A 16,227-nucleotide genomic window follows, 5' to 3' on the forward strand; every position below is an offset into this window, starting at 1 on the left:
CCACCACCCGACGCACCCCATGGCAGAGCGGCACGGAGCCCGGCAAGCTGGGGCACATGACGGAAAGTTCCCAGCCCGCTGCCGACGCCGACGCCACCGACGGGGTGTCGCTCCCGCCCCCGCGGTCGCCGCTCGACGCGTGGACCTGGCGGGAGATCGGCTACCTGCTGGTCAACCTCCCGCTGGGCCTCACGGCGTTCGTGGTGCTGGTGGTGTGGCTGACGCTGGGGATCGGCCTGTCCGTCACGGTCGTCGGACTGCCGCTGCTGGCCGCGGGACTGACGGCCTGTCGGCTCTACGGAAAGCTGGAACGGGCCCGGGCCCGCGCCTGGCTCGGGGTGTCCGTCGCCGAACCCAGCCCGCTGCGGCTGCGCGAGCGCGGCTTCTTCGGCTGGCTGTGGGCGCGCCTGAAGGACCCGGTGGCCTGGCGGCACGCGCTGTTCGCGGTCATCCGGCTGCCGTGGGGCGTCTTCACCTTCCCGGTGGTCCTCACCGCGCTGTTCGTGGGCTGGCCGGTGCTGCCGTGGTTGGCGCGCTGGCTGTCCACCGTGGACCGGGCGATGGTGCGCGGACTGCTCTCGCCCTCCGACGAGTTGGAGCGGCGGATCGCCGAGCTGGAGTCGGACCGCGGGGTGGTGGTCGACACCGCCGCCGCCGACCTGCGGCGGATCGAACGGGACCTGCACGACGGCGCGCAGGCCCGCCTGGTGGCGCTCGCCATGGGCCTGGGCCTGGCCAAGGAGAAGCTGCTGGAGGGGCAGGCCGACGAGAGTGTGGCGGCGATGGTGGACGAGGCGCACGGCGAGGTGAAGCTGGCCCTCCAGGAGCTACGGGACCTGGCCCGCGGCATCCACCCGGCGATCCTCACCGACCGCGGGCTGGGGCCGGCGTTGGCGTCGCTGGCCGGCCGCTGCACGGTGCCCGTCACCACCTCCGTGGACCTCACCGAGCGGCCCGCGCCGGCCATCGAGGGCATCGTCTACTTCACCGTCTCCGAACTGCTCCAGAACGTCGCCAAGCACAGTGCGGCGCGGGGGGCGTCGGTGGAGGTGTGGCGCTCCCGGGACCGGCTGCTGCTCCAGGTGCAGGACGACGGGAAGGGCGGCGCACGGCTCGACGGCGGCAGTGGGATGGCCGGGCTGGCGGACCGACTGGGCGCCGTGGACGGGCTGTTCGCGCTTGACTCGCCGGCGGGCGGGCCGACCCGGGTCACGGCGGAGGTGCCGTGGCGGCCACGGCCGGAGGCCGGCACCGGGCCGCGGACCGGGCGGGGCCGGGGCGCCGGCAGGCGCTGAACCGCCCGCCGCCCGCCGCCGGGGTGGGGAAAACCCCCGGCTGAAGAGGGCGAGCAGCGTCATGGTCCGGGCTGCGGCGGGCGGCGACCCTGGACGGAGCCGGCAGGGGCCGGCCGGGAACCCGCCCGGAGTGCCGGCGGGGCCCACCGGAACCACCGCCGGACCGCACCGCGCGCGGTGCCGCCCCGGCGCCCGACACCACGGCAGAACGGACGGACTTCGAGACATGGACACCGCGTACTCCGCGCACCGCGCCCACCCCCCGCGGCCCGGCGGCCACCGGGTGCCCGCGGGCCTGCGCGCCCCGTTCTCCGGTCGCACCTGGCGGGAGTTCCTCCACCTCTGCCTGAGCCTTCCGGTGGCCTGCGTGGCGTTCGCCTACGCGGTGACCCTGGTCGGGCTGAGCGCCGGGCTGCTGATCACGTTCCTGGGCGTCCCGGTGCTGGCCGGCGGGCTGCTGGGGGCGCGCGGGCTGGGCGCCCTGGAGCGGGTGCGGGCCGCGGCGCTGCTGCGGCTGGACGTGCCCGCCCCGGAGCCGCTGCGCCCCGCGAAGCCGGGCCCGATGGCGTGGATCGCGGCGGTGCTCAAGAGCGGCGCGTCCTGGCGGCACCTGCTCTACGCGTTCGTGCTGTTCCCCTGGGCGCTGTTCACGTTCGTCTTCGCGCTGACGTTCTGGACGGTGGGCTGGTCGCTGCTGACCTTCCCGCTCTGGTACTGGCTCGTGCCCTCGTACGCCGGACTGCCCGGCATCCAACTGTGGGGGGACGGGAACACCGTCCTCTACGCCAGCCCGACGGTGGCGGCCTTCGTGAGCGGGGCGTGCGGACTGCTGATCGTGCTGGCCGGGCCGTGGGCGTTCCGCGGGCTGACGCAGGTCGACCGGCTGCTGGTGCGCGGGCTGCTGGGGCCGTCGCCGCTGGCCAACCGGGTCATCGAGCTGGAGTCGGACCGCGGGGTGGTGGTCGACACCGCCGCCGCCGACCTGCGGCGGATCGAACGGGACCTGCACGACGGCGCCCAGGCCCGCCTGGTGGCACTGGCGATGGACCTCGGCCTGGCCAAGGAGAAACTGGCCGCGGACCCCCAGGCGGCGGCGCGGATGGTGGACGAGGCGCACGGCGAGGTGAAGATCGCCCTCCAGGAACTGCGGGACCTGGCCCGCGGCATCCACCCGGCGATCCTCACCGACCGCGGGCTCGGCCCGGCCCTGTCCGCGCTGGCCGGCCGCTGCCCGGTGCCGGTCACGGTCCACGTGGACCTGACGCGGCGCCCGGCCCCCGCCATCGAGGGCATCGCCTACTTCACCGTCTCCGAACTGCTCCAGAACGTCGCCAAGCACAGCGGGGCGAACCGCGCGACGGTCGACGTCTGGTACGACGGGGACGACGGACTCCCGGAGCCGGACGGAACCAAACGGCCGACGGGGCGGCTGATGCTCCTGGTGTCGGACGACGGCCGGGGCGGCGCGAGCACCGCGTCCGGCGGCGGGCTGGCCGGCCTCGCCGAGCGGCTGGGCTCCGTCGACGGCCTGCTCGTCGTGGACTCCCCCGCCGGCGGCCCGACCGCCGTCACCGCCGAGCTGCCCTGGCGCGGCTGACCGCCGGGCGCACACCGCCGCGCGGTGGGTCGGGACGGGGGTCCGACCCACCGCGCGGCCCGCTGCCGCCCCGCCCCCGCCCGCTCGCTCCCACCCGCCCCCGCCCGTACTCACCCGCACTTCGTTGCTCCCGTGCTCCCCTCACCCGCCCGCCCCGTTCCGGATGCTGGAATGCTGGGGCCCGGCAGGCTGGACCGTGTGGAACGTGGGGGGAATGTCGTCGTGGTGGACGTGGAGGACAGCGTGCGGGTGGTCATCGCCGAGGACTCGGTGCTGCTGCGGGAGGGTCTGACCCGGTTGCTGACCGACCGCGGGCACGAGGTCGTGGCCGGCGTGGGGGACGGCGAGGCGCTGCTGAAGACGGTCGCCGACCTGGCCGGCGCGGGCACCCCGCCGGACGTGGTGGTGGCGGACGTGCGGATGCCGCCGACCCATACCGACGAGGGCGTACGGGCCGCCCTCCGGCTGCGCCGGGACCACCCCGGGATCGGGGTGCTGGTGCTGTCGCAGTACGTCGAGGAGCAGTACGCCACCGAGCTGCTGGCCGGATCGACCCGGGGCATCGGCTACCTGCTCAAGGACCGGGTCGCCGAGGTGCGGGAGTTCGTCGACGCGGTGGTCCGGGTGGCCCGCGGCGGCACCGCACTGGACCCGGAGGTGGTCGCCCAGCTGCTCGGCCGCAGCCGCAAGCAGGACACGCTGGCGCACCTGACGCCGCGGGAGCGCGAGGTGCTGGGGCTGATGGCCGAGGGCCGGACCAACTCCGCGGTCGCCCGGCAGCTGGTCGTCAGCGACGGCGCGGTCGAGAAGCACGTCAGCAACATCTTCCTGAAGCTCGGGCTGACGCCGAGTGACGGGGATCACCGTCGGGTGCTCGCGGTCCTCACCTACCTCGGCTCCTGACGGCCTGGCACCCTGCCAGATGTCACCGATGCGCGGATCTACCGATACTCGGAGCCCTGGTCGTAGAACCATGGCCCTAGCACCAATGGACGAGACCGGTGCGGCATGGAGACAGGGGGGACGGGGACAGTGATTCGATGACGAACCAGGACAGAACGGTGTCTCATCTCGGCGTCCACGATGTGGCCGACCCAGGGAAGGGCACCCTTACCCAAGTACGATGGTTATGGGACAACCGGTCGGTACGACACGTCCTACGCCCTGCGTCCGGCGGGGATGCCGCACCCCTTGAGGGAGGTCCGAAGCAGTGACCAGCCAGGTCAGTAGCACAGCCGAGCAGGCCGACGGAGCGCTAGTCGGGGAACAGCGCACGTCCGGTGACGGCGGCCCGGGCAAGGAAGTCCGGCGCCTGGACCGGGTGATCATCCGGTTCGCCGGCGACTCCGGTGACGGTATGCAGCTCACCGGTGACCGTTTCACCTCCGAGACGGCGTCGTTCGGCAACGACCTGTCGACGCTGCCCAACTTCCCCGCCGAGATCCGGGCCCCTGCCGGAACGCTCCCGGGCGTCTCCAGCTTCCAACTGCACTTCGCCGACCACGACATCCTCACCCCCGGCGACGCGCCGAACGTCCTGGTGGCGATGAACCCGGCCGCGCTGAAGGCCAACATCGGCGACGTGCCGCGCGGCGCGGAGATCATCGTCAACACCGACGAGTTCACCAAGCGCCCGATGGCGAAGGTCGGCTACGAGACCAACCCGCTGGAGGACGGCTCGCTGTCGGCGTACCACGTCCACCCGGTGCCGCTGACGACGCTGACCATCGAGGCGCTCAAGGAGTTCGGGCTCTCCCGGAAGGAGGCCGAGCGCAGCAAGAACATGTTCGCGCTGGGCCTGCTGTCGTGGATGTACCACCGGCCGACCGAGGGCACCGAGAAGTTCCTGCGGGCGAAGTTCGCCAAGAAGCCGGACATCGCCGAGGCGAACGTCACCGCCTTCCGGGCCGGCTGGAACTTCGGCGAGACCACCGAGGACTTCGCCACCTCCTACGAGGTCGCGCCGGCCACCACCGCCTTCCCCACCGGCACCTACCGCAACATCTCCGGCAACCTCGCGCTGTCCTACGGCCTGATCGCCGCCGCGCGCCAGGCCGACCTGCCGCTGTACCTGGGGTCGTACCCGATCACCCCGGCCTCCGACATCCTGCACGAGCTGTCCCGGCACAAGAACTTCGGCGTGCGGACGTTCCAGGCGGAGGACGAGATCGCCGGCATCGGCGCGGCGCTGGGCGCGGCGTTCGGCGGGTCGCTGGCGGTCACCACCACCTCCGGCCCGGGCGTGGCCCTGAAGTCGGAGACCATCGGCCTCGCGGTCAGCCTCGAACTCCCGCTGCTGATCGTCGACATCCAGCGCGGCGGCCCCTCGACCGGCCTGCCCACCAAGACCGAGCAGGCCGACCTGCTCCAGGCGATGTACGGCCGCAACGGCGAGGCACCGGTGCCGATCGTGGCGCCGAAGACACCGGCCGACTGCTTCGACGCGGCGCTGGACGCGGCCCGGATCGCGCTCACCTACCGCACCCCGGTCTTCCTGCTCTCCGACGGCTACCTCGCCAACGGCTCGGAGCCCTGGCGGATCCCCGAGGTCGACCAACTCCCCGACCTGCGCGTGCAGTTCGCCACCGGCCCCAACCACCAGCTGGCGGACGGCACCGAGGTGTTCTGGCCGTACAAGCGCGACCCGGAGAGCCTGGCCCGCCCGTGGGCCGTCCCCGGCACGCCCGGCCTGGAGCACCGCATCGGCGGCATCGAGAAGCAGGACGGCACGGGCAACATCTCCTACGACCCGGCCAACCACGACTTCATGGTCCGCACCCGCCAGGCCAAGGTGGACGGCATCGAGGTCCCCGACCTGGAGGTCGACGACCCGGCGGACGAGTCCGGCGCCGGCGCGCGCACCCTCGTCCTGGGCTGGGGGTCGACCTACGGGCCGATCACCGCGGCGGTCCGCCGGGTCCGGGGCGCCGGGCAGCGCGTCGCCCAGGCGCACCTGCGCCACCTCAACCCCTTCCCGGGGAACCTGGGCGAGGTCCTGGCGCGTTACGACGAGGTCGTCGTGCCGGAGATGAACCTCGGTCAGCTCGCCACCCTGCTGCGCGCCAGGTACCTCGTCGACGCGCGCTCGCACACCCAGGTCAGCGGGATGCCGTTCAAGGCGGAGCAACTCGCGGAGGTCCTTAAGGAGGCCATCAATGACTGACACGGTCTCGGAGAAGCCCTCCCAGATCGAGGCGCTCTCCCTGGTGCCCAAGGCCACGGCGAAGCAGTCCATGAAGGACTTCAAGTCGGACCAGGAAGTGCGCTGGTGCCCCGGTTGCGGTGACTACGCGGTCCTCGCCGCCGTCCAGGGCTTCATGCCGGAGCTCGGCCTGGCCAAGGAGAACGTCGTCTTCGTCTCCGGCATCGGCTGCTCCTCCCGCTTCCCGTACTACATGAACACCTACGGGATGCACTCCATCCACGGCCGCGCACCGGCCATCGCCACCGGCCTGGCCTCCTCGCGCCGCGACCTGTCGGTCTGGGTGGTCACCGGTGACGGCGACGCGCTGTCCATCGGCGGCAACCACCTCATCCACGCCCTGCGGCGCAACGTCAACCTCAAGATCCTGCTGTTCAACAACCGGATCTACGGGCTGACCAAGGGCCAGTACAGCCCCACCTCCGAGGTCGGCAAGATCACCAAGTCGACGCCGATGGGCTCGCTGGACGCACCGTTCAACCCGGTCTCGCTGGCGCTCGGCGCCGAGGCGTCCTTCGTGGCCCGCACCGTCGACTCCGACCGCAAGCACCTCACCTCGGTGCTGCGCGCGGCCGCCGCCCACCCGGGCACGGCGCTGGTGGAGATCTACCAGAACTGCAACATCTTCAACGACGGCGCCTTCGAAGCCCTCAAGGACAAGGAGCAGGCCCAGGAAGCGGTGATCCGGCTGGAGCACGGGCAGCCGATCCGGTTCGGCGCCCTGGCCCCCGACGGCTTCGGCTCCAAGGGCGTCGTCCGCGACCCCGCCACCGGCGACCTCAAGGTCATCGACGTCCGGGAGCAGGGCGCCGGCGCGGTCCTGGTGCACGACGCGCACAACCCCTCCCCCACCACGGCGTTCGCCCTGTCCCGGCTCGCCGACCCCGACACCCTGCACCACACCCCCATCGGTGTGCTGCGCGACGTCGACCGGCCGGTCTACGACACGCTGATGTCCGAGCAGTTGGACAGCGCCGTCGAGCAGAAGGGCAAGGGCGACCTGGCGACCCTCCTCGCCGGCAACGACACCTGGACGGTCGTCGGCTAGCAGGTCCCGGGCCGGGTTCCGGCCGAACTCCCGCGGGTGTCCGCGGGGAGCGCACCGCCGCTCCCCGCGGGCACCCGCTCGGCTTTTCCGGACCCGGCCGAGGGCGCGCCCGCCCCGCCCCCGGGGCCCGCGCTCCCGACCCTTCACACCCCTGTCATGACCGTCTAACGGAACGGGCATGACAGGAAGGGCGGACGGCGCTACCTTGCACAGGATCGACTCCGCGCGACCTGGAGGGCCCCTTGCCGCCTCGAACCGACCAACGCGCCGGCCTCGCGTACGGCCTCGCCGCGTACACGATGTGGGGCCTGCTGCCGCTGTACTGGCACCTGTTGGACGCCGCCGCACCGGCCGAGATCCTGGCCCACCGCATGCTGTGGTCGCTGCCGGTCGCGGTGATCATCCTGGCGGTGCTGCGCCGCTGGTCCTGGATACGCCCGCTGCTGCGGCAGCCCAAGCGCATCGGGCTGGTCCTGGTCTGCGCGTGTGTGATCTCGCTGAACTGGTTCCTCTACATCTGGGCGGTCAACGCCGGGCACGTGCTCGAAGCTTCGCTCGGGTACTTCATCAACCCGCTGGTCAGCATCGCCTTCGGGGTACTGGTGCTGCGCGAACGGCTGCGGCCGCTGCAGTGGACCGCGGTGGGCGTCGGCGCACTGGCCGTCGTGGTGATGACCGTCGCCTACGGCCGGATGCCGTGGATCGCACTCGGGCTGGCCCTGTCGTTCGCGACGTACGGGCTGGTGAAGAAGAGCATCAAGCTCGACGGCATCGAGGGCTTCAGCGCCGAGACCGCGCTCCAGGCGCTGCCGGCGCTGGGCTACCTGGTCTTCCTCGGGGTCCGCGGGGAATCCGTCTTCGTCACCGGCGGAACCGGGCAGGCCCTGCTGCTCGCCGCGTGCGGCATCGCCACCGCGGTGCCGCTGATCTGCTTCGGCGCCTGCGCGGTGCGGCTGCCGCTGACCACGGTCGGCATGCTCCAGTACCTGGCCCCCACCTTCCAGTTCCTGCTGGGGCTGACGGTCTTCGGCGAGCGGATGCCGCCGGAGCGCTGGGCCGGCTTCGCGCTGGTGTGGGCCGCGCTGGCACTGCTGACCTGGGACGCGCTGCGGACCGCCCGGCGGGGGCGCACCGCGCTGGCGACCGCCGGGGCACGGGCGGGCGAGGCCGTCGCCGCCGAGGCGGACCGGGCCGCGCGGCCGACGCCGGCGGAACGCCCCGGCCCGGCCCCGGACGCCCGGACGGCCGGTCCGGAGGCCGCGCCCGACACCGTCACGCCGTGACGTCGCGGGTGGTGAACCGCGCCCAGGCGGCCGAGCCGAACACCGCCGCGTAGAGCGCCTGGAGGCCCAGGTCCCGCTGGATCCCGTCCCAGTAGACCGGGTCGCGGAGCAGGTCGGCGAAGGACAGCCAGTAGTGCGGGAAGAGGTACGGCTGGATGGCCTGGAGCTGCGGTATCCCGTCCAGGATCTGGGCGGTGAGCACCAGGCCGACGGTCGTGGCCATGGCGGCGACGCCGCTGTCGGTGAGCGTGGACACGAACAGCCCGAGGGCCGCCACCCCGAGGAGGGAAAGCGCCACCACCCCGGCGATGGCCAGCGCCCGCAACAGCCCCTCACCGAGGGAGATGGACGTCCCCGACAGCAGCGTCACGTCCCCCAGCGGGAACAGCAGCGCACCGGTGGCCAGCGCGGACAGCGCCACGACGAGCGTGCCGGCCAGGCAGAACGCCACGACCGTGCCCAACTTGGCGAGCAGCAGCCGGCCGCGGCCGGCGGGCGCGACGAGGAGGTAGCGCAACGTCCCGGTGTGCGCCTCGCCGGCGACGGCGTCCCCGGCGATCACCCCGACCGCCATCGGCAGGAACACCGGCAACGTCACCGCGAGGGCGGTGAACACCAGGAAGAGGCCGTTGCCGGCGACCGCCGTGAGGAACGCCGGCCCCCGCCCGTCGCCGCCCCCGGACCGCCCGGCCTGGATCCGGACCGCGACGCCGACCAGCACCGGCACGGCCGCCAGGACCGCCAGCAGCACCAGGGTGCGCCAGCGCCGGAAGGTGGTGCCGAGCTCGCTGCGCAGCAGGTCCGCCGACCACGACGGCCGGCGGCGCGCCGCCGGCGGCGCCGTCCCGGCCGGCGGCGCCTGACTCTCAACCCGCGACATCGAATCCCTCCCCGGTGAGCCGGACGAAGACGTCCTCCAGGGACGGCCGTTCGGTGCCGAAGGCCCGGACCCGGACCCCGGCGCGGACCAGTGCGGCGTTCAGCTCCGCCGGGTCCGGCGGGGGCGCGCCGTCCGGGACCGCCGCGGGCAGCTCGCCGCCGACCCGGTCGCCGTCGGCCCGCAGGCCCCTCAGGCCGTGCTCCTTCAGGACCCGGACCGCGTCGGCCGGATCGGGGGTGGTCACCGTCAGCCGGACCTGGCCGCCGCCCGGGCCCAGGACGGCGGCGGTGAGTCCGGCGACCGGGCCCTGGGTGACCAGCCGGCCCCGGGCCATCACCGCGGCGTGCGTGCAGACCTGCTCGATCTCGTCGAGGAGGTGCGAGGAGAGGAAGACGGTGGTGCCGTCCGCCGCCAACTCCCGCACCAGGGCACGGATCTCCCGCATGCCCTGCGGGTCCAGGCCGTTGGTCGGCTCGTCCAGCACCAGCAGTTCGCGGGGCTGGAGCAGGGCGGCGGCCAGCCCCAGCCGCTGCTTCATGCCGAGGGAGTAGGCGCGCGCCTTCTTGCCGGCCGCGGCGGCCAGGCCGACCCGCTCCAGCGCCCGGCCCACCCGCGCGGTGCGGGTGCGGGGGTCGGCGGCCGGATCGGCGGCGTCGAACCGCCGCAGGTTGTCCCGCCCGCTGAGGAAGCCGTAGAGCGCCGGCCCCTCGATGAGGGCCCCCACCTTGGGGAGCACCTCGCGGACCGCGCCGGGCATCGGCCGGCCGAGCACCCGGGCGGTGCCGGCGGTCGGCTCGATCAGCCCCATCAGCATCCGGATGGTGGTGGTCTTGCCGGAGCCGTTGGGCCCGAGGAAGCCGAAGACGCTGCCGCGCGGCACGGCGAGGTCCAGCCCGTCGACGGCGGGGCGCGCGCCGCGGTAGGTCTTGGTCAGTCCCCGGGTCTCGATCACCCGGTGTGCGTCGTGCGGTGCCGCGCGCCCGTCGTCCGCGGCGGCTGGTGGTGGCACGTTCTCCCCCAACTCCTCGTGTGCGGCGGCCCTCGGGCCGTCGGCCGGGCGCGCGGTGGACCGCCTACGGGCCGCGCCGCGCCCTCCGAACCGGAGGTGCGGCGCGGCCCGGTCGCCGGCCGTGGACCGTTACTTCTTCGCGGCGTCGGCCGCGGCGATCAGTGCCTGCTTGTCGACGGCGCCGACGTAGACCGTGCCGTCGTCGGTCACCAGTGCGTTGACCAGCCGGGTGCTGAAGACGTGCCCGGAGCCGAAGCCGCCGGTCACCTTGGTGCCCAGGCTGTCCAGGAACTTCCCGGCGTCGCCCTTGGCGAGCTGGTCCTTGCCGGCCGGGCCGCCGGCGCCCTTGAGGGTGGCGATGGACGTCCAGCCCTTGCCGAGGACGTCGAACCCGCCGAAGTCCTTCGGGCCCTTGTGTTCCGTGGCGCCCTTGGCGCCCTTGAGGTCCTTGAGGTCCTTGCCGTGCTGGCGGGCGGCCTGGTCGCCGCTCACGACCTTGGCGCCCTTGGGCGGGGTGAAGGAGAAGCTGTCCGCCGCCGGGCGGGCGAAGTCGACGCGGGTGTAGCCGACGTCGATCGCGGCCGGGCCACCGCTCTTCGGGGTGAGGGTGAACTTCAGCGGGACGCCGTTGGCGGCGTCCACCGCGACCCGGATCGAGCCGACCGTGGAGGCGGCCTGCTTGGGCTTGATGACGAGCTGGTAGGCGTCCCGCCCGGCGACCTTGGCGGTGTCGCCGACCGTCACCGAGGTGGTGTCCCCGGCCGCCTTCAGCGCCTGCTGGGCGAGCTCCTGCGGGGTGGCGCCCTGCAGGCCCTCGGGAAGGCCCTCGGGCGCACCGCGCTGCGGGCCGCGGTGGGCGTCCCGGGGAGCGGTGTGGTGCACGGCGCTGTTGCTGCCGCTGTCGTACGCCCAGACGTCCGTGCCGTTGTGGATGAGGGTGTAGTCGGCGGAGCCGCCGACGATCGACACCCGCTGCTTCTCGGGGCCGTCGACGGCGACCCGCAGGGTGTGCGTACCGGACGCGAGCTCGGTCAGCTTGCTCTGCGGCGACGCCGCGCCGCCCGCGCCCTTCTCGCCGCCCTGGCCGCCGCCGAAGCCGCCGACGCCCGCGCCGCCCGGCAGGCTGGGCAGGCCGAGGTCCGTGGTGACCTGGACCGTGCCGGACAGCTGCTGGACATCGGACTTGGCGATCTTCGCTATCAGGTCCTGGGCGGAGATCTTCGGGAGGTCCGGCGAACCGGAGCCGGCGAACGCCGGGACCAGCCCGATCGTCGCGGCCGCCACCCCCGCCACCGCGACCGGTACGGCGTACCGCACCGCCTTGCGACGCTTCGTGGAGCGTCCCCCGTCCCATTCCCCGGTGACCTCGGTCGGTTCGTTCCGTGGCATCTGGCCTACCTCCGTGGTGTGCGGCGGTGCAGGGTCGTCCACTCGTCCACCCGCCGGGCCATGATGACCCGCCCCGCCGCTTCGTGGTGTCTCCATCTCACCAAAAGCTGCCGATGCTGGCGTCAACCCGCAGGGCCAACTCCGCGTACTGCTGTGGGATGACGCCCGGCCGCCGTCCGGCCGCGCCCGTACGCCGCGGGTCGCACCGCCCATGGCGGAATGCCGTAGGGGACGGCCCGGGGAACGCCGGGGACGGGCCGGTGGGCCCGGGGCGCGCGACGCGGTGCGGGCACCCGCCGCGGAGGTCAGCCCGCCCGGTGCACGACGGTGTCGCAGAGCCCTTCCAGGGCGGCCTTCGCCGTGCACTCCGGCAGCGGCACCAGCATCGCGCGGGCCTGCTCGGCGTAGCGCACGGTGTCCCGGCGGGCCTGCTCCAGGGCCGGGTGGGCGCGCAGTCCGGCCAGCGCCTCGGCGTGCCGGGCGTCGTCGGTGAGGTCGCCGGCCAGCAGCTCGCACAGCGCGCGGTCCTCGGCGGTGCCCGCGCTGCTCTCGGCGAGCGCCCGCAGCCGCAGCACGGGCAGCGTCGGGATGCCTTCGCGCAGGTCGGTGCCGGGCGTCTTGCCGGACTCGTGCGAGTCGCTGGCGATGTCCAGGACGTCGTCGGCCAACTGGAAGGCGGTGCCCAGCCGCTCGCCGTACTGGGTGAGGATGTTGACGGTCGTCTCGTCGGCGCCGGACATCATCGCGCCGAACCGGCCGGCGACCGCGATCAGCGAGCCGGTCTTGCCGGCGATGACGTCCAGGTAGTGCTCGATCGGGTCGCGGCCGTCGCGCGGTCCCGCGGTCTCCAGGATCTGGCCGGTCACCAGGCGCTCGAACGCCTCGGCCTGGATCCGGACCGCGTCGGGGCCGAGGTCGGCGAGGATGTGCGACGCGCGGGAGAAGAGGAAGTCGCCGGTCAGCACCGCGACGGAGTTGCCCCAGCGGGCGTTGGCGCTGGCCACGCCGCGGCGCACCTCGGCCTCGTCCATCACGTCGTCGTGGTAGAGCGTCGCCAGGTGCGTGAGCTCGACGACGACGGCCGCGGGGACCACGCCGGGGCTGTACGGGTCGCCGAACTGGGCGGCCAGCATCGCCAGCAGCGGCCGGAACCGCTTGCCGCCGGCGCGCACCAGGTGCTGCGCGGCCTCGGTGATGAACGGCACGTCGCTCTTGGTGGCCTCCAGCAGGCCCTCCTCGACAGCCGCCAATCCGGCCTGGACATCGGCTTCGAGAGCCTGGTCCCGCACGCTCAGCCCAATGGGCCCGACGACGGTCACGAGGGGTACTCCTGTCTGCTGACGATCAAACTGAATGTCGATCTGTCGCTGTCTCCACCATTGGCCAGCGTATCCGGTCACGGTTGGATCACCGCGAGCGCCCGCCCCCCGAACCACTCGCCCAGCACAGAAGCCGTCCCAGGGGTAGGTTTCCGATCGTCGCCCGGTTCGGTGTTTCCGTGGGAGAGATGGGGCAGCAGGGGTTTCAGGCGACTCAGAAGTCCCTTGCATCACAGTGGCGACCGGACGAAACCGGCACTACCGGGAGCGATCGCGGCCCGCCGAGCACACCGCATTGTTCACTCTCTCCAGGAGCCGGCGATTTCGCCGGCGGGCGACGCGGTGACCGATTCCGGCCATCGCCCCCGGACGCCCCACCCGTCACCGCGCGCACCTCCCCCACACCCGCCCACCCCGAATGCCCCACAGGGCGCACCATGCCCGAATTGGGCACTGTGGCAAGGTTTTTCCCTACTCCGGCGACCCGTCGCGTCCCAACCCACCGCCCCGCCCGCCGCTTCCCGGCCCGCTACCGCTCCTTCCCGGCCGAGGACCGCCCCGGTGATCGCCACCGGTCGTACCCTGATCGACGGACCCACCGGTCCACGGGGCACCCTTCCCCAGGCTCTCCACGCGGTGCGAGCAGGGGGCACCCCACCGGCCGGCCGCCCACCGGCGACGACGAGCGCGAGGAGCACTGTCCATGCCCGAGCAGAGCCCGTTCGACCTGACCGAAGGCGACCCCTTCGGCCCGCACACCCTCCCCTACGGCGTCTTCAGCACCACCGAAGCACCCGGCCTGCGCCGGCTCGGCGTCCGCTACGGCCGGCACGTCCTGGACCTGGGCGCCCTGCCCGACGCCCTGCCCGACGTCGTCCCCGCCGCGCACGCCGCCCTGCTCACCGCCGGCACCCTCAACCCGCTGTTGGCCGCCGGCCGCCCGGTGTGGCAGGAGGTCCACGCGGCCGTCCGCACCGCCCTCACCGACCCGGCGCACCGCACCACGGTGGCCCCGCTGCTGCGCCCGTTGGACGACGTCACCCTCCACCTGCCCTTCGACGTCGCCGACTACGTCGACTTCTACTCCAGCGAGCACCACGCCACCAACGTCGGCCGGATCTTCCGCCCCGACGACGCCGCGCTGCCGCCGAACTGGAAGCACCTGCCGATCGGTTACCACGGCCGGGCCGGCACCGTCGTGGTCTCCGGCACCCCGGTGGTGCGGCCGCACGGCCAGCGCAAGGCGCCGGCCGACGCGGCACCGGTCTTCGGCCCGTCCACCCGCCTGGACATCGAGGCCGAGGTCGGCTTCGTCGTCGGCACGCCCTCCACCCTGCACGCGCCGGTCGGCCTGGACGCCTTCCGCGAGCACGTCTTCGGCGTCTGCCTGGTCAACGACTGGTCCGCACGCGACATCCAGGCGTGGGAGTACGTGCCGCTCGGCCCGTTCCTCGGCAAGTCCTTCGCCACCTCCGTCTCCGCCTGGATCACCCCGCTCGACGCCTTCGACGCGGCCCGTACGGCACCGCCCGCCCGGGACGTGCCGCCGCTGCCGTACCTGGACGACACCGCCGCCGAGCCGGGCGGCCTGGACCTGCGCATCGAGGTGCGGCTCAACGGCGAGGTGCTCTCCCGCCCGCCGTTCGCCGCGATGTACTGGACGGCCGCCCAGCAGCTCGCCCACCTGACCGTCAACGGCGCCTCGCTGCGCACCGGCGACCTCTACGCCTCCGGCACCGTCTCCGGCCCCGAACCCGACCAGCTCGGCTGCCTGCTGGAGCTCACCCGGGGCAAGGGCCCCTACCTCCAGGACGGCGACGAGGTCACCCTCACCGCCTGGGCGCCCGGCCCGGACGGCGTCCGGATCGGCCTCGGCGAGGTCACCGGCCGGGTGCTGCCCGCCGTGGAACACCCCGCGGGCGCCCCCGCATGACCGCCCGCCCGGCCCCCGACCTCACCCTCCCCGAGGAGCTGTTGCTGCTCGGCCTCGACCCGGCGCGCGGTCGGCCCCTGGTCACCGGCCAGTTCCTGCGGTTCGGGCTGGCCGGGGCGGCCCTCGCGGACCTGGAGGCGGCCGGGCGGATCGTCGAACGGGACGGCCGGGTCGTGGTGGCCCGGCCGCTGCCGCTCGGCCACCCGGTGCTGGACGGGGCGCTCGCCGCACTGCCCGGCCCGGAGAAGGACCACCGGGGCGTCCGGGCCCGGTCCTGGGTGCGCCGGTCCGGCGGCACGGTCCACGAGCTGTGCGTGCGGCAGTTGACGGACCGCGGCGCGCTGCGCCGGCAGGCCCGGCGGGCGCTGGGCCTCTTCCCCTACGAGCGGTTCCCGGCCGGGTCGGTGGACCTGGCCGGGCCCGCCCGGGCACGGTTCGCCGCGGCGCTGGACGCCGGCCTGCCGGACCCCCGCGCCCGGACGCTCGCCGCCCTGGCCGCCGCCTGCGACCTGGACCGCACACTGCTGCCCGGCAACGGCCACCGCGCCGCGCGGCGCACGGTGCGGCGACTGGCCCGCACCGAGTGGACGGCGCACGCGGTCGAACGCGCCGTGCGGGAGGCGAAGTCCGCGGCCGCGACCTGACCGCGTCGCTCGCCCACCGGCCGCCCCGGGCCGCTGCTAGCCTCACGTCTCCCTGTCCCACAACGGAGGAGACGTACGTGCGCAAGGCAGCGCAGTTCGCCGGGGCGGCCGCCATCGCCGCGCTGCTGCTCAGCGGTTGCGGAAGCAGCGGCGACAGCGGCAAGGACGCCAGCACCCCGAGCAAGACGCCACCGACCGCACCGTCGGGTGCGGGCGGCGGCGACGAGAAGGCGGCGGACCCCAGCGCCGTCGAGGGCGCCTGGAAGGGCGGCACCGCCGCCAGCCCGCTGGTCCTGGTGGTCGCCAAGGGCACCGTCGCGTTCAGCAACGGGCACCAGTCCGCCTGCATGGGCAAGGTCGAGAAGATGGCCGGGATGACCATGGCCGTCCTCAAGTGCACCGACGGCGACACCACCCGCACCATGGGCACCCTCAAGACCGGTGCCGACGGCAAGACCCTGACCGTCAACTGGAAGAACGGGCCGACCGACACGTACACCAAGACCGAGGACGGCAGCGTCAAGGTCCCGGACCTGCCCAAGCTGCCGGACCTGCCCAAGAGCTGACCGCGGCCCCGCACCGCAACGGCCGCCGCCCGGCACCCCCTTGGGGGCACCGGGCGGCGGCC

At 73.8% G+C, this 16,227-nt stretch carries 13 protein-coding genes; 9 read left to right on the forward strand and 4 right to left on the reverse strand.

All coding sequences use genetic code 11. The features are described from left to right. Positions 1-56: 56 nt before the first annotated feature. From ACJ6WD_RS20935 to rarD, 6 genes are all read left to right on the forward strand, one after another. Positions 57-1,295, forward strand: coding sequence for a sensor histidine kinase (locus ACJ6WD_RS20935; RefSeq protein ID WP_376554768.1), 1,239 nt, complete (start codon positions 57-59; stop codon positions 1,293-1,295). A 226-nt stretch (positions 1,296-1,521) separates the two neighbouring features. Beyond that, the gene (locus ACJ6WD_RS20940; protein ID WP_331250120.1) at positions 1,522-2,892 is read left to right on the forward strand and encodes a sensor domain-containing protein; all 1,371 of its coding nucleotides are present in this window, start codon (positions 1,522-1,524) and stop codon (positions 2,890-2,892) included. A 243-nt stretch (positions 2,893-3,135) separates the two neighbouring features. Beyond that, entirely contained in the window at positions 3,136-3,795 is a 660-nt protein-coding gene (locus ACJ6WD_RS20945; protein WP_037635584.1) for a response regulator transcription factor, read from the forward strand. Between the two features lie 307 nt (positions 3,796-4,102). After that, the gene (locus tag ACJ6WD_RS20950; RefSeq protein ID WP_233661097.1) at positions 4,103-6,055 is read left to right on the forward strand and encodes a 2-oxoacid:acceptor oxidoreductase subunit alpha; all 1,953 of its coding nucleotides are present in this window, start codon (positions 4,103-4,105) and stop codon (positions 6,053-6,055) included. Continuing rightward, a complete protein-coding gene (locus ACJ6WD_RS20955) occupies positions 6,048-7,142 on the forward strand; it encodes a 2-oxoacid:ferredoxin oxidoreductase subunit beta (RefSeq protein WP_016573325.1) in 1,095 nt (364 codons plus the stop codon). Before ACJ6WD_RS20950 ends, ACJ6WD_RS20955 begins: the two co-directional genes overlap by 8 nt. 242 nt (positions 7,143-7,384) lie before the next feature. Then, a complete protein-coding gene (gene rarD, locus ACJ6WD_RS20960) occupies positions 7,385-8,425 on the forward strand; it encodes an EamA family transporter RarD (protein WP_233661098.1) in 1,041 nt (346 codons plus the stop codon). Here rarD and ACJ6WD_RS20965 read toward each other — a convergent pair. The 4 genes from ACJ6WD_RS20965 to ACJ6WD_RS20980 form a co-directional block, all read right to left on the reverse strand. Further along, the gene (locus ACJ6WD_RS20965) at positions 8,415-9,305 is read right to left on the reverse strand and encodes an ABC transporter permease (protein ID WP_233661099.1); all 891 of its coding nucleotides are present in this window, start codon (positions 9,303-9,305) and stop codon (positions 8,415-8,417) included. The two genes, rarD and ACJ6WD_RS20965, sit on opposite strands and share 11 nt — an antisense overlap. Next, entirely contained in the window at positions 9,292-10,314 is a 1,023-nt protein-coding gene (locus tag ACJ6WD_RS20970) for an ABC transporter ATP-binding protein (RefSeq protein WP_233661100.1), read from the reverse strand. Before ACJ6WD_RS20970 ends, ACJ6WD_RS20965 begins: the two co-directional genes overlap by 14 nt. A gap of 129 nt (positions 10,315-10,443) precedes the next feature. Further along, positions 10,444-11,703, reverse strand: coding sequence for a LolA family protein (locus ACJ6WD_RS20975; protein WP_407616315.1), 1,260 nt, complete (start codon positions 11,701-11,703; stop codon positions 10,444-10,446). 305 nt (positions 11,704-12,008) lie between these two features. Continuing rightward, the gene (locus ACJ6WD_RS20980; protein ID WP_233661102.1) at positions 12,009-13,022 is read right to left on the reverse strand and encodes a polyprenyl synthetase family protein; all 1,014 of its coding nucleotides are present in this window, start codon (positions 13,020-13,022) and stop codon (positions 12,009-12,011) included. 703 nt (positions 13,023-13,725) lie between these two features. Between ACJ6WD_RS20980 and fahA the strand changes: the two genes are divergently transcribed. From fahA to ACJ6WD_RS20995, 3 genes are all read left to right on the forward strand, one after another. Then, positions 13,726-14,955, forward strand: coding sequence for a fumarylacetoacetase (gene fahA / locus ACJ6WD_RS20985; protein WP_376445387.1), 1,230 nt, complete (start codon positions 13,726-13,728; stop codon positions 14,953-14,955). Beyond that, on the forward strand, positions 14,952-15,599 hold the full coding sequence (locus ACJ6WD_RS20990; protein ID WP_331249375.1) for a GPP34 family phosphoprotein: 648 nt from the start codon (positions 14,952-14,954) through the stop codon (positions 15,597-15,599). The genes fahA and ACJ6WD_RS20990 overlap by 4 nt, the downstream gene beginning before the upstream one ends. 77 nt (positions 15,600-15,676) lie before the next feature. Next, positions 15,677-16,165 carry a hypothetical protein gene (locus tag ACJ6WD_RS20995; protein WP_233661105.1) on the forward strand — a complete coding sequence of 163 codons (489 nt, stop codon included), beginning with the start codon at positions 15,677-15,679 and terminating at the stop codon, positions 16,163-16,165. Positions 16,166-16,227: the final 62 nt, after the last annotated feature.

Origin of the sequence: Streptomyces sp. VTCC 41912 (genome assembly GCF_045799175.1) — a bacterium.
Lineage (GTDB): Bacteria > Actinomycetota > Actinomycetes > Streptomycetales > Streptomycetaceae > Streptomyces > Streptomyces albulus_C.

What these genes read in the sequence shown, in the direction of transcription:
- ACJ6WD_RS20990 (WP_331249375.1), top strand. Translation starts at nt 14,952, where the DNA reads ATGACCGCCCGCCCGGCCCCCGACCTCACCCTCCCCGAGGAGCTGTTG.
- ACJ6WD_RS20975 (WP_407616315.1), bottom strand. Translation starts at nt 11,703, where the DNA reads ATGCCACGGAACGAACCGACCGAGGTCACCGGGGAATGGGACGGGGGA.
- ACJ6WD_RS20965 (WP_233661099.1), bottom strand. Translation starts at nt 9,305, where the DNA reads ATGTCGCGGGTTGAGAGTCAGGCGCCGCCGGCCGGGACGGCGCCGCCG.
- ACJ6WD_RS20940 (WP_331250120.1), top strand. Translation starts at nt 1,522, where the DNA reads ATGGACACCGCGTACTCCGCGCACCGCGCCCACCCCCCGCGGCCCGGC.
- ACJ6WD_RS20935 (WP_376554768.1), top strand. Translation starts at nt 57, where the DNA reads ATGACGGAAAGTTCCCAGCCCGCTGCCGACGCCGACGCCACCGACGGG.
- ACJ6WD_RS20955 (WP_016573325.1), top strand. Translation starts at nt 6,048, where the DNA reads ATGACTGACACGGTCTCGGAGAAGCCCTCCCAGATCGAGGCGCTCTCC.
- fahA (WP_376445387.1), top strand. Translation starts at nt 13,726, where the DNA reads ATGCCCGAGCAGAGCCCGTTCGACCTGACCGAAGGCGACCCCTTCGGC.